This window comes from Shewanella xiamenensis (genome assembly GCF_014647135.1).
In the GTDB taxonomy this organism is placed as follows: Bacteria; Pseudomonadota; Gammaproteobacteria; order Enterobacterales; family Shewanellaceae; genus Shewanella; species Shewanella xiamenensis.
Map to the genome: position 1 here is coordinate 1 of NZ_BMOP01000046.1, position 12,802 is coordinate 12,802.

10 protein-coding genes, 4 tRNA genes and 1 pseudogene are annotated in these 12,802 nt (G+C 46.2%); 6 read left to right on the top strand and 9 right to left on the bottom strand.

The features are described 5' to 3' along the window. The 7 genes from IEY09_RS19910 to orn form a co-directional block, all read right to left on the bottom strand. A partial coding sequence (locus IEY09_RS19910) for an IS4/Tn5 family transposase DNA-binding protein (protein WP_188872391.1) occupies positions 1-252 on the bottom strand: 252 nt, incomplete at its 3' end. A 167-nt stretch (positions 253-419) separates the two neighbouring features. Then, on the bottom strand, positions 420-875 hold the full coding sequence (locus IEY09_RS19915) for a ferritin family protein (protein ID WP_037426974.1): 456 nt from the start codon (positions 873-875) through the stop codon (positions 420-422). A gap of 561 nt (positions 876-1,436) precedes the next feature. Next, positions 1,437-1,512, bottom strand: a tRNA-Gly gene (locus tag IEY09_RS19920). Between the two features lie 32 nt (positions 1,513-1,544). Further along, positions 1,545-1,620 (bottom strand) — tRNA-Gly (locus IEY09_RS19925). Between the two features lie 44 nt (positions 1,621-1,664). Continuing rightward, positions 1,665-1,740: transfer RNA gene (locus tag IEY09_RS19930), tRNA-Gly, on the bottom strand. 124 nt (positions 1,741-1,864) lie between these two features. After that, positions 1,865-1,940 (bottom strand) — tRNA-Gly (locus tag IEY09_RS19935). A 189-nt stretch (positions 1,941-2,129) separates the two neighbouring features. Beyond that, positions 2,130-2,675 carry an oligoribonuclease gene (orn, locus tag IEY09_RS19940; RefSeq protein WP_011621392.1) on the bottom strand — a complete coding sequence of 182 codons (546 nt, stop codon included), beginning with the start codon at positions 2,673-2,675 and terminating at the stop codon, positions 2,130-2,132. 112 nt (positions 2,676-2,787) lie between these two features. Between orn and rsgA the strand changes: the two genes are divergently transcribed. The 5 genes from rsgA to IEY09_RS19965 all read left to right on the top strand — a co-directional run bounded on the left by rsgA (position 2,788) and on the right by IEY09_RS19965 (position 9,726). After that, entirely contained in the window at positions 2,788-3,852 is a 1,065-nt protein-coding gene (gene rsgA, locus IEY09_RS19945; RefSeq protein ID WP_172589834.1) for a small ribosomal subunit biogenesis GTPase RsgA, read from the top strand. An 88-nt stretch (positions 3,853-3,940) separates the two neighbouring features. Then, positions 3,941-4,819, top strand: a complete 879-nt coding sequence (gene asd, locus IEY09_RS19950; protein ID WP_055646843.1) for an archaetidylserine decarboxylase — start codon at positions 3,941-3,943, stop codon at positions 4,817-4,819. Between the two features lie 14 nt (positions 4,820-4,833). Further along, positions 4,834-5,718: a DMT family transporter gene (locus IEY09_RS19955; RefSeq protein WP_088586178.1), complete on the top strand. Its 885-nt coding sequence runs from the start codon at positions 4,834-4,836 to the stop codon at positions 5,716-5,718. A gap of 68 nt (positions 5,719-5,786) precedes the next feature. Continuing rightward, complete coding sequence (locus tag IEY09_RS19960; protein ID WP_188872393.1) at positions 5,787-8,990, top strand: mechanosensitive ion channel domain-containing protein; 3,204 nt, start codon at positions 5,787-5,789, stop codon at positions 8,988-8,990. Positions 8,991-9,003: 13 nt separating this feature from the next. Continuing rightward, positions 9,004-9,726 carry a glycerophosphodiester phosphodiesterase gene (locus IEY09_RS19965; RefSeq protein WP_188872387.1) on the top strand — a complete coding sequence of 241 codons (723 nt, stop codon included), beginning with the start codon at positions 9,004-9,006 and terminating at the stop codon, positions 9,724-9,726. Between the two features lie 23 nt (positions 9,727-9,749). Here IEY09_RS19965 and IEY09_RS19970 read toward each other — a convergent pair whose 3' ends face one another. Beyond that, positions 9,750-10,085 carry a DUF3392 domain-containing protein gene (locus IEY09_RS19970; RefSeq protein WP_037414115.1) on the bottom strand — a complete coding sequence of 112 codons (336 nt, stop codon included), beginning with the start codon at positions 10,083-10,085 and terminating at the stop codon, positions 9,750-9,752. A gap of 87 nt (positions 10,086-10,172) precedes the next feature. On the opposite strand from IEY09_RS19970, the gene IEY09_RS19975 reads away from it, so the two are divergent. After that, on the top strand, positions 10,173-11,105 hold the full coding sequence (locus tag IEY09_RS19975) for a D-2-hydroxyacid dehydrogenase (protein ID WP_188872389.1): 933 nt from the start codon (positions 10,173-10,175) through the stop codon (positions 11,103-11,105). A gap of 84 nt (positions 11,106-11,189) precedes the next feature. Here IEY09_RS19975 and IEY09_RS19980 read toward each other — a convergent pair. Beyond that, positions 11,190-12,677: pseudogene (locus tag IEY09_RS19980) on the bottom strand (methyl-accepting chemotaxis protein); the annotation flags it as partial. Positions 12,678-12,802 lie beyond the last annotated feature (125 nt).

Below are 12,802 nucleotides of genomic sequence, written 5' to 3' on the forward strand. Positions count from 1 at the left end.
GATGTCATGCTCTCGAGCTTGCTGCGCGGTGGCTTGAAAACCCGCTTCAGCAATATCACTGGCTTGAATATTCTCATTGCGGATAAATCGGTAGGCCCCTTCCATCTCAGCGGGGGATAAGGGAAGTCTGGACACGGCAACTCCGGGTTGTTGGGTAATAGAGGTAGCCAGTGAAACAAGTCTTTGTGTACGTCTTGGGTCGTTGAGGTTTGCGTGCCCAAATTGACATTGCGCCCACTGCTCTGGATCCATCATCTTCATCATAATCGCCTCGAATATTTAGCCCTAGACGATCTGATCACAATGCGGGGAATGAGTTCAAAAAAAATCCCTGAGCATTGTTCAGGGATTTGTGTATGAGAGACAGGCATTTAGCTGGCTTTCGGTGTTTACACGAACACAGATGAGGTATCGATAGGTTAAATATCGTCCATCCGGATAGTGCTGTGAACTAATCGTTGCTGTTGAGTTTTCTCAACTCGAATTAAGCCTTCTAATGCCGCACGCGCATCTTCAGCGGTGGTTGAGTTGACGGTTTTTTCCAATAAGCCAATCAGACGATTTTCCAAGTCGAGATGTAAATTCAACACATCATCTTCGTTCATATTGGCGGGTAACATGGTATCTTGGCAACGCTTAGTAAAATCTTCAAACACAAAGTCTTTATACCAAGTATCGAGAACCCTCGCTGGCGCCTCATCCATATAATCACGCAATTTTTCAGCGACATGCTTTTGATGAGATTCAAAATACTCTAGCATCATCTTTACTCGAGCGGAGTCAGCATGATTGTTCAGTCGGCCATAGAGTTGCGCCATATCTAAGCGGCAGTTCGCCACATACTCAAGTAAATCACGTAATTGTTGAATACGCATATAATGCACTCCAGTGTTAAGCCAACTACTTGGCGCTATTAACTTTGTCTGGATTCATTATGTAAGTAAAAGCGTTACGAATATTTGAACAAGGTCATAATTTAACTTTCGCAACGCCATCTAATTTAGGAAATCTTGAAGAAACAAGGTGCAGATCACGCATTAACCTTGCTGTTTTATTTTTTACAAAATAGAAAACATCATCGACAACAGCCGCTGAGCAGGCAAATCCTGCAACACTTAACCGCATTAGTATTAAAAATAACCACGAAAACAAAGGTTAATAAATTGCAGCGATGAACGTGCTCAAAAAATACATGGAATAATCAACAACGGAACAGACATGTTAAGTGTACAGAAAAGTAAAATAGCGCTATGTCAGTTGCGATAACTTAGTTTGAAATGATGAAGATTTTATGGGGAGACTGACGAGAAAAATTGGAGCGACATATCAGGTTCGAACCGATGACCTATACCTTGAAAAAGAAAGGTATCGCAATATCAAAAGCACAACTGAGCTAATGCTAATTGAGTACTTGATTATGGGGAGATTTAAAAAATTGGAGCGACATATCGGGTTCGAACCGATGACCTATACCTTGGCAAGGTATCGCTCTACCAACTGAGCTAATGTCGCATTTACATTTTAAGACTGTAACAGTCTGAAATTGGAGCGACATATCGGGTTCGAACCGATGACCTATACCTTGGCAAGGTATCGCTCTACCAACTGAGCTAATGTCGCATAATTTTGTATTTAATGACTTGGTGAATCACTAAATTTGTATTTGGAGCGACATATCGGGTTCGAACCGATGACCTATACCTTGGCAAGGTATCGCTCTACCAACTGAGCTAATGTCGCATTTTGTATCGCTGCTAAATTTGCCTTCAACATCCACAAAGGTATCGTCTATCCACCTTTGCCAACTGAGCTAATGTCGCATAATTTTGTATTTAATGACTTGATGAATCACTAAATTTGTATTTGGAGCGACATATCGGGTTCGAACCGATGACCTATACCTTGGCAAGGTATCGCTCTACCAACTGAGCTAATGTCGCATTTTGTATCGCTGCCACATTTGCCTTCAACATTCACAAAGGTATCGTCTCCTAACCTTTATCAACTGAGCTAATGTCGCCTTTACTTATTTGACTAGACAATCATGCCCGCATCAAAAAGTTGAGGCCGCATTATATGAAAAATTTATGCGGCTGCAACCCCTTCTTGCAGATTTATCTGCTGATCGGTCAAATTTTAAATACTTTGCTGCGGTAATACTGTAATTCAGCGATCGACTCTTGGATATCTTGCAGCGCTTGATGAGTGTTTTGCTTTTTGAAACCGGCCATAGTTTCAGGGCTCCAACGCTTCACTAGCTCCTTAACCGTGCTTACGTCTAGATTGCGATAATGGAAGTAATCCTCCAATTCACGCATATAACGATTTAAGAAGCGACGGTCCTGACCCACGCTGTTACCACACATAGGCGAGGCACCCTTAGGCACGTATTGCTCTAAAAATGCGATGGTTTGTGCAACAGCCTGCGCTTCGTTCACTTGGCTGGCACGCACTCTATCGATGAGGCCCGATTCACCGTGATGTTTTTGGTTCCAATCATCCATGGCCGCCAGTACTTCATCCGATTGATGAATAGCAATCACTGGCCCCTGACCGATAATATTGAGTTCTTGGTCTGTTACTAAGGTAGCAATTTCAATGACCCTATCGACATCGGGTTCTAACCCAGTCATTTCGAGATCGATCCAAATGAGATTATTTGCGTCTGCCGCCATAATTGCGCCTTATCATGTCAGTTAGCCTAAATTCAGGCTTTTTTATTCAAGAGCGTGTATCATACTGCTTTTTTCAAACACAAAATATCACCTAATTGACGAAGACAAACCAGTGAGTAAAAAGAAACCCCTAAGCCAAGGCCAATTACGCCGTATGCGCGCCAATCACGAGAAACGCCTCAATCGTGACAATGGTGATAAAAATGCGCCTGAGTTACAGGATAGCTCACTCGGCCCAGAACAGAGCGGAACCGTGATCTCCCGCTTTGGTCAACATGCCGACATTGAAACCGAAGATGGCCAGATTGTGCGCTGCAACATTCGCCGCACCATTAGCAGTTTAGTGACTGGCGATAAAGTGATCGTACGCTTAGCTATTGAAAGCCAAGCAAATAGTGGTATAGCTGGCATTGTGGAAGCAGTGCATCCAAGACGCTCTTCCCTCTCGCGCCCCGATTTATACGATGGCGTGAAAATTATCGCCTCGAATATCGACCAAATTTTGATTGTGTCTTCCGTATTACCTAGCTTTACCACCCAGATTATTGACCGCTATTTAGTGGCAGCCGAAGACACGGATATTCCGCCGATCATCATTTTGAACAAAATTGATCTGTTAACGCCGGAAGAAGCCCCCGCCATCGATGCAGCCTTAAAGCGCTACGAAGCCATTGGATATCCAGTATATAAGGTCAGCAGTAAGTTAGGCGAAGGCTTAGATACCATTAAAGCCCTGCTGAAAGATAAAGTGAGCGTATTTGCTGGCCAGTCTGGTGTGGGTAAATCCTCTCTGGTCAATGCCTTACTGCCCGAAGCCGAGCTACTGGTGGGCGATGTCTCCGACAACTCTGGGCTTGGACAACACACCACGACCACCGCTAAGTTACTGCATTTACCCAGTGGTGGTGATTTAATCGACTCCCCCGGCGTGCGCGAATTTGCCCTCTGGCACTTACCCGCCCAACGTGTCGGTTGGTGCTTTATCGAATTTCGTGACTTTTTAGGTGGCTGTAAATTCCGCGATTGTAAGCACGGCGATGACCCAGGCTGCGCCTTAAAAGCCGCAGTCGAAGCGGGTAAGATTAGTGAAGATCGCTTTAATAACTACCATCGTATTATCGCAAGCCTTGATGAACAGCGTCACGCTCGGCAATTTCGCGCCCAAAGCGATGAATAACGAGTACAACAAAGCCATCACAACGAATAGAATTAACGCAAAACAAGTCTCAACCTAAGTTGAGCAACATAAAGGAAAGGAACACAAATTGGATAAAGTTAAAATTGCGCTGCAGTACATGCTGCCAAAGCACCTGTTATCTCGCTTAGTCGGTAAACTTGCCGCTTCCGAAGCTGGCGCATTAACGACTGCCGCGATTAAATGGTTTATCAAGCAATATAAAATCGATATGAGCGAAGCGGCTCAGAGCGAACCTGAGGCTTATAAAAGCTTCAACGACTTTTTTACCCGTGCACTTAAGCCTGGTATTCGCCCAATTAATACTGCGGCCAACATCATGGTGCACCCCGTTGATGGCGCCGTCAGCCAACTTGGCCCCATCAAGGATGGGCGTATTTTCCAAGCTAAAGGCCATCACTATTCTTCACTCACTTTGCTTGGCGACCAAGCCGAAGATGCCAAACGCTTCGAAGGTGGTGATTTTGCGACAATTTATCTGGCTCCTAAGGATTATCACCGCATCCATATGCCGATTAAAGGCACCCTGTCGAAGATGACCTATGTGCCAGGTGAGCTGTTTTCCGTTAACCCGCTAACGGCGCGCCATGTGCCAGGCCTATTTGCTCGCAACGAACGTGTAGTAGCGATTTTTGAAACCGAGCTTGGCCCACTGGCTATGGTATTAGTAGGCGCAACTATTGTGGCGAGCATCGAAACCGTTTGGGCAGGCACTATTACGCCGCCAACCGGTAAGCAAGTATTCACTTGGGAATATCCAACGGTAGGCCCTGACGCGATTACCTTAGAGAAAGGCGAAGAAATGGGTCGCTTCAAGCTTGGCAGTACCGTCGTCATGCTGTTTGCCAAAGATGCTATCGACACCTTCGCCGAAGGCGTTGAACCCGAAGCCGTGACGCGTATGGGTCAAGCCTTTGCTAATCTGAAAAACCAGGCGTCAGCCGACTAATTACGGCGACCCAATTGAGCCAGACCAGTAAACCTTCGGGATTAATCGAATTACACTTAGCTGTGCTGATGTTTGGCGGCACAGCGTTGTTTTCAAAGTTAATCCCCTTAAGCGCACTCGATATTACCTTCCTAAGATGTGTGGTTGCGGCCTTGGTCTTGGCGTTACTCATTAAATTCCGCGGTAAATACTTAAGCCTTGCTAGCAAACAGGATTATCTAGTTGCTATCGGCTTAGGTGTGATAGTCAGCTTACACTGGGTCACCTACTTTGCCGCGATGCAACTCTCATCGGTAGCCATCGGCATGATTGCCTTCTTCACCTATCCGGTGATGACGGTGATTGCCGAGCCATTATTAACGGGCAATAAAATCAAGCTGATGGATATTATCAGCGGCATTTTCGTGTTGATAGGTGTTGTACTGCTGATCCCCGAAGCCAATCTTGGTAACGACACGACTCTAGGAATTGCGATCGGTATTCTGTCGGCAATGTTATTTACCGCCCGTAACCTACTGCAAAAACGCTATTTTTCCCAATATAGTGGCCCCCACGCCATGTTTTATCAAACCTTAGTGGCGGCGGTGTTTCTTATGCCTTGGCATCAAACCGAGTTACAGACTATCTCCCTCGAGACCTGGGGCTTGATTGTGCTGCTCGGGGTCGTGTTTACTGCCGCGCCCCATGCGCTGTTCACCTCGGCATTGCGCCAATTAAGTGCTAAAACAGTAGGACTAGTCTCCTGCCTTCAACCCTTTTATGGGGCCATGTTGGCTTTGCTGATTTTAGGTGAAGCACTGAATGTAAATACTTTGATAGGCGGAACCATCATAGTCGCCACCGCCATCTTTGAAACCCATCAATCCCACCAGTCACAACGGCGAAAAAAGAACATTTGAAACATACCAATCTCGGCCCAAGTTGGCTAAGATGAGTGCGTCTTTCGCCTCTAATTGCTTTTGCCTATATGCCACGTATTTTATTGTTCGTTATTGCTTTTTTGTCTTTTTCTCTCCATGCCAATTCGCCCTTACAATTGGACAAGCGTCTTGGCCTAAACAACCAAAATCAGCAACAAAATATTAGCATTAACGATCAAATTGTTGAGCTTAAAAACAACATTGACAGACTGGCGGCCAATGCGAGCAGTTTTCAGCAGGCGCAGCTGGATTTTGAAAAAAATAAAAAGGTCATCGATCAGGGCTTAAAAGAGGCCACTAAGCCATTAAAGCTGGATAAAGGAACAGATCTTAACCAGCAAGCCTCGATGGCTTATTTACGCCTATCTGAGTTAAAAGAGAGCGAGGCGGCTCTCGGCAATCAAGTCAACGAACTACTACAGCGGCATAATCTACTGCCTTCCGTCATTGCCAATGCAAGACAAAATGTGCTGCAAAATAAAAAAACGGAATTGGCGCCTATCGATACGCCAGCGGGTGAATTACAACAAATACAGCGGATTTTCTTCGAACAGAGCCTAGCCACACATGAGGCCGAGCTTGCCAGTAGCCAAAAGCGTATCGAACTTACCCAGCTACAGTTACAGTTAGTTCGCCAGCAATTGAGCCAGCAAGAAGCCTTTATTGAAACTATCAATAAGGCGATCAACAAGCAGCGCCAACAACAAACCGATGCCACGCTGGCCAAGAATTTAGTTGATACCACTAAAGTCATCGATCCGATTACACGCAATATCGCCGATACCAATCAGATCTACGGCCAAAAACTGCAAACCTTAACCTTGCAAATCAATAACGTGGTAGAGCAGCAAGAACAGGCTGAGCTCCAATATCAATCCCAAGCCAAGCAACTCGCAAATATCCAAGAGCAAATTACTTGGGTCAAAATGAACTCCGCCTTTGGCGAACGCTTTTTGCAGATGTTGCAATCGCTACCCAAACCGCCAAACCATGAAAAACTACAAACTCTTATCGCCGATGCGCGTCTCGACAGGTATCACCTAGAGCAACAGCAGGCACTCAACGAACAAGAACTCGAACAAGCCAATCTCTATAATGAGGGGCAGATTAAGCTACTGCGCTCACAGCAAGCATTGCTGACTCAGCTAATGCAGAGTTATGACCAGTATTTGAGTGAACTAGGCAAGCTTAAAGTGAATTATCAGCAGCTTAGCCAACAGCACCTGACGCTAAAAAACACCCTAAACGAACATCTATTTTGGGTGCCTAATGCCGCGAGCATTAACAAACTCTGGCTCACCGATATTCAACGTAGCGCCCTATGGCTAATCCAACAGGCACAATGGGGACAACTGAGCAAAGCTTGGCAGGAGCAAAACGACTATTGGTCATGGTGGATCATTCTGCTAGTGCTCTGTTTAGTGGTTCAAGATTTAATAAAACCTAAATTCAATCGATTACTCGGCAACTATGCAACCTATGTGGGTAATGTGACTCAGGATAAATTTATTTATACCTTCAAATCCTTAGTCCTTAGCCTAGGTTATGCCTTAATCAAACCGCTACCCATAGTGGCAGCAGGATGGATTTTCTATCAATCAGACCGTAACTTTGTGCAAGCGGTCGGCATGGGAATTTTAGCAATAGGATTGGTTTACCTATTGTATCGATTGATTTTTATTCTTGCTCTAGATAAAGGCGTATTGGTTGGTCACTTCAAACGCCCCTCAAAACTGATTCAGGCAGGCCAGCTCAGGCTCAAACACTTTGTATTTGTCGCCAGTCCCTTGCTTGGCATTATGGGCTTTACCGAAATACTCGATGCCTCGCTTATCCGCAACAGCATTGGCCGCGGCGCATTTATTTGTTTTTGTGTAGTGTTATTCTTGTTATACAAGGATATTTTGCTATTAAGCCGGCAAAATAGCGTTGCTGAAAAAGAGGGGAAGAACAAACGGCTGATCCAAAAAATGCTCTGGGCATTGTTGATCGCTGTTCCCCTGCTGAGCGCTGTGCTCGCCTTTAGGGGCTACTACTTCACCGCATTCCAAATGCTGTTGCAATTACAGCTATCGATCATATTGGGATTAAGCTTTTTACTGCTCTATCAATTAATTAAACGTTGGATGTTGATTGAGCGCCGCCGCATTGCCTTCGACCGAGCGAAAGCGAAACGGGCTGAGCGTTTAGCCCAACGGGAAAAGGGCGAAACACACCATAGCTCCAATGATGGCTTAGATACCTACGAAGAACCCGTAGTCGACCTCGAAACCATTTCGAGTCAGTCCCTTGGATTGGTGCGTTCCTTATTGCTACTGGCGTTTTTAGCCAGCTTGATTGGCCTGTGGACGCAAACCCATACGGCGCTGTTTTCCTTCTTGGATGGCATCACCCTCTGGACCACCAATACCAGCGTCAATGGTGTCGAGCAGCAGCTCCCCATCACCATGAAATCGCTGTTATTCGGCTTAATCATCGTTGGCTTCTCGCTGATGATTGCGACCAATTTACCCGGCCTGCTCGAACTGATGATCCTACAGCGGCTCGATTTAACACCCGGTACTGGCTTTGCCATCACCACAGTAAGTCGTTACTTAGTGGTGTTTTTAGGCCTGTTGATTGGTTTTTCGAATCTCGGGATGGAATGGTCAAAACTGCAATGGTTGATTGCCGCCTTGTCACTGGGTCTCGGTTTTGGTTTGCAGGAGATTTTTGCCAACTTTATCTCGGGCCTGATTATTCTGTTCGAAAAGCCAGTGCGTATTGGCGATACGGTGACAATCCGCGATCTCACCGGGACTGTGAGTAAAATCCAGATCCGTGCCACCACCATTATCGATTGGGACAGAAAGGAAATTATCATTCCTAACAAGGCTTTTATTACCGAGCAATTGATTAACTGGTCGCTGTCGGATCCTATTACCCGTGTCATTGTTTATGTGTCGGTTGCCCGCGATTCGGATCCAGCAAAAGTGGAAGCCACGCTTTATCAAGCTGTTCAGGAATGCGAAGATGCGTTGCCGAATCCAGAGCCAGAAGTGTGGTTTGCTGGCTTTGGTAAACATACTCAAGACTATGAAGTACGAGCCTATGCAAAAGATATGTCGGCACGCTGGCCACTACGCCACGATCTGCACAAACGTATTACCCGTAAGCTTAAAGAAAACAACTTGGAACTCGCCTATCCGCAAATGGAAATCCATATTAAAAATGACCAAACTCGCGATCAGGTCGGCATAATCCGCAGTTAATAGGAAAAATCACATGCTTATTTTTGCTCACCGTGGTGCCAGCGGTTATGTGGCGGAAAATACCTTAGCCGCCATGGCCAAAGCGATTGAATTAGGCACCAAAGCCATTGAGTTGGATGTGCACAATGTCGAAGGTGAGTTAGTCGTATTTCATGACCGCAGGCTCGACAATAAAAGCTCAGGCCAAGGCATTATCCATTTAGTAAGTAGGGACTACCTAGAGCAAGTCACAGTTAAAGGCGAACCCATTCCCACACTTTGGCAAGTGCTCGAACTGGTCGCAGGTCGCGCCACAGTAAACATTGAACTTAAAGGCGTAAATACAGTAACGCCACTCCTCGAACTTTATCCAAAAGCCATCACCGAGCTAGGGTTCAGTACCGAGCAATTACTGATTTCCTCCTTTAATCATCCTTATTTACAGCAAGTTAAACAGGCTCTGCCACAGGCATTAGTGGCGCCCTTGCTCGCCAGTATTCCCCTCGATGGCGCAGCGGTCGTAAGCGAGCTAAACGCATATTCTTTGCATTTAGATGTGAGTTTTATCAGCCAAGCTCTAGTGGATGACGCCCACCAAAGAGGTGCTAAGATTTATGTTTACACCGTCGATCACAGCGATGATATTCATGCACTTAAGCAACTTGGTGTCGATGGCATCTTCAGCAATTACCCCGATCGTGCGATGCAGGCGCTAGCACAACCGACCAATACAGACTATCGCGGTTATTTCGAATAACCGCATTTCACGGACTTAACGCCTTAAGCTTGGCTATTTCGCTGTGCCCAATAGCCGATAAAAATAAACATGGCGACGATCAGCAAAAACATCCAATGGGATGGCATGGCAACGATTTGCCTTGCCACCCAAGGCGTAGCTTTAACGATCAATAGGCCATAACCAAAGGCATTCACAATGATAAAAACCAAGGTTCGCAGGATAAAAGAGTGACCAACTAAATGCCGTCTGATGATGCGATTCATATCGGCTGAAAACACTAAAATCAAACACACCACCATGGCCGTGGCGATATCGAAGGACCAAGGACGCAACATATTTCCTAAATGGCCAATAATGGCGACTAACTGATCAAACATAAGATTCAACCTAAATAGCGCTGCAAAAATAAAACAAGACAGCAGCATATTGAAAAATAACGACAACCAAGCATAAAGGGAGACGACATGGGGCACAAGTTACTCTTACTCACTAAGGCGAATGAACAATATCGCCAGCTCATTGAGGCGCAGCAGTTGCCCGGGCTTGAGTTGCTTGATGATAATCCCACCAATATTGCACAGGCCGATATCTGGCTTGCCGAGCCCAAACTTGCCGCGCCACTACTGCCGCATGCAAAGCAGTTGCAATGGCTGCAATCCAGTTTTGCGGGCATTGATGCCCTGATGGGGCCAAGGGCAAGAAAGGATTATCAACTCACCAACATCAAAGGGATTTTCGGCCCCTTAATGAGCGAATATCTATTCGGTTATCTGCTCGCCCACGTGCGAGGACACCATTTCTACCAAGCGCAACAGCGGCAAAAAATTTGGCAAATACAAAGTGCTACGCGCACCAGTTTACAAGGGATGCGATTATTACTCTTAGGCACAGGTTCCATCGCCCAGCATGTTGCCAAGACGGCTAAACAGTTCGGCATGCATGTCACAGGGATAAATCGCAGCGGCCGTGAGGTCGAAGGCTTTGATGTAATTTTGCCGCTCTCACAGCTCGCACAATGCTTAAGCCACAGCGATGTGGTCACTAACTTACTGCCAAGTACACCAGAAACGCGCCAGCTTCTGAATGAGTCAATGCTCGCTAAGCTCAAAGCCGATGCTATTTTGGTAAATGTTGGCCGCGGTGATGTACTCGATCTCGATGCCCTCAATGCCCAGCTGATTGCCCAACCTGCGCAGCAAGCCATTCTCGATGTGTTCATGCAGGAGCCACTCCCTGCAACGCATCCGATTTGGGAGAGGCCAAACGTCATTATCACGCCCCATATCTCGGCGCCGAGCCAACCTGAGCAAATCGTTCGTATTTTTAGCGACAACTATCGCCGCTACATCGCAGCAGAGCCCTTGCAAAATCAGGTCGATTTTACTCAGGGCTATTAATCGAGGCTCAATCCCTACGGCAGAAAAGAAAAGGCAATCAAAGATTGATTGCCTTTTGATTCAAACTTTTGGATAGCGACGATACTAAACTTTAAAACTGCGTTTTAAAAACTGCCCAACCAACACGGTATGGGAATCCATTTCGCTAATCACTTCATCATTGAGGTCAACCATTTCACAGCCGAGTTGGTGGCTGGAATGGGTAAACTGTGACACATTAACCACGCTTCGGTTCATCTCATTTGCCACACTCGATTGCTCTTCCACCGCACTGGCAATATGGTGATTCATATCGGTAATGGTCACTATGGCCTCACGTATGGTACGCAGCGCCGCACCGGCTAAATCTGCCGTTGTAATGCATTCAGAGGCAGCTTCAACCCCTTCATGCATACTGCGCACGGCTTTATTCGTGCCCTGCTGTAACAAATTAATCATACTGTGAATTTCTTTGGTGGCATCGTGAGTGCGTTTCGCGAGGGCCCGCACCTCATCGGCAACAACCGCAAAACCACGTCCTTGCTCCCCTGCCCGTGCAGCTTCAATGGCGGCATTTAATGCCAATAGGTTTGTTTGCTCTGCAATGCTTTGAATGACATCCAGCACCCTACCAATATCTTTACTATGCCCTTCTAATTCGCTGATAACTTTCGAGGTTTCGTGCAACTGTTGCGCCATGGCCTGAATAGATTGAATCGTACTCAGCACAGTTTTATCGCCGTTGATTGTTTGCTCTGATGCCATCTGTGAAGCGCTCGCCGCATCGGCACAGTTAGAAGACATATCACCAAGGGTTGCTGTCATTTGCTGCATTGCAGTTGCTACTTGCTCGATCTCAGAAAGCTGTGACTGGCTTGTATTTTGAATTTCTTCGCCTTTTGCCGCTGATACTTTAGCTTCTTGAGTCACCTTATCGCAGGAATCACGGGCACGACCTAGCACAGATTTTAACTCTGAGTTTTGCATTTGCAGTGCAAGCTCTATCGCGCCAACATCATCGGATTGTCCAGTGTAGATATATGCCATTAAAGGGTTATCGTAGATTTTCTTCGCCTTGGCGACCAAAGTCCGATACCGACCTAAAATCAAATTACCGCCAATAAACAGCACTAAGGCACTGATGGCTAGCGCCATAAATCCTACCACTCCCACTTGCAGCGCCAAGTACAGCATGGGCAACAAAGCCACAAACACTAAAAGCGCCAACTTAGTTGGCATATCCAAGATTCGCTTTAATGCGTTAACATGGCCGCTTTTATTTAACTCGGCGTAGGCCGTCTCTGCTCTGTTGATCTGTTCGCGGCTGGGTTTAGTCCGTACCGACTGAAACTCCGCCACCTGGCCATTAATAACAATGGGAGATACATAAGCATCAACCCAATAATGGTCACCATTGGCGCAGCGGTTTTTAACAATGCCTTTCCAAGGCTCACCTTTACGAATGGTTTTCCAGAGGTCTTCAAACGCTTGAGGGGGCATATCGGGGTGACGCACCATATTGTGGGGTTGCCCCAACATCTCATTGAGGGTATATCCCGCTACAGTGCAAAAGGATTGATTGGCGTAGGTTATGGCTTTGTTTCCTAAATCGATTCAGCGAACAAAGCCCCTCATAATCGTCTAAATATCAAACTACACGGTAAGTTACAGGCATGCCTAGCCCAGTAAGTTTGTTCAAAGCCCTAATCATCGCGTAA

Coding starts and splice junctions, on each gene's coding strand:
- IEY09_RS19970 (WP_037414115.1), bottom strand. CDS start 10,085: ATGTTTGATCAGTTAGTCGCCATTATTGGCCATTTAGGAAATATGTTG.
- IEY09_RS19915 (WP_037426974.1), bottom strand. CDS start 875: ATGCGTATTCAACAATTACGTGATTTACTTGAGTATGTGGCGAACTGC.
- IEY09_RS19975 (WP_188872389.1), top strand. CDS start 10,173: ATGGGGCACAAGTTACTCTTACTCACTAAGGCGAATGAACAATATCGC.
- orn (WP_011621392.1), bottom strand. CDS start 2,675: ATGGCGGCAGACGCAAATAATCTCATTTGGATCGATCTCGAAATGACT.
- IEY09_RS19965 (WP_188872387.1), top strand. CDS start 9,004: ATGCTTATTTTTGCTCACCGTGGTGCCAGCGGTTATGTGGCGGAAAAT.
- IEY09_RS19960 (WP_188872393.1), top strand. CDS start 5,787: ATGCCACGTATTTTATTGTTCGTTATTGCTTTTTTGTCTTTTTCTCTC.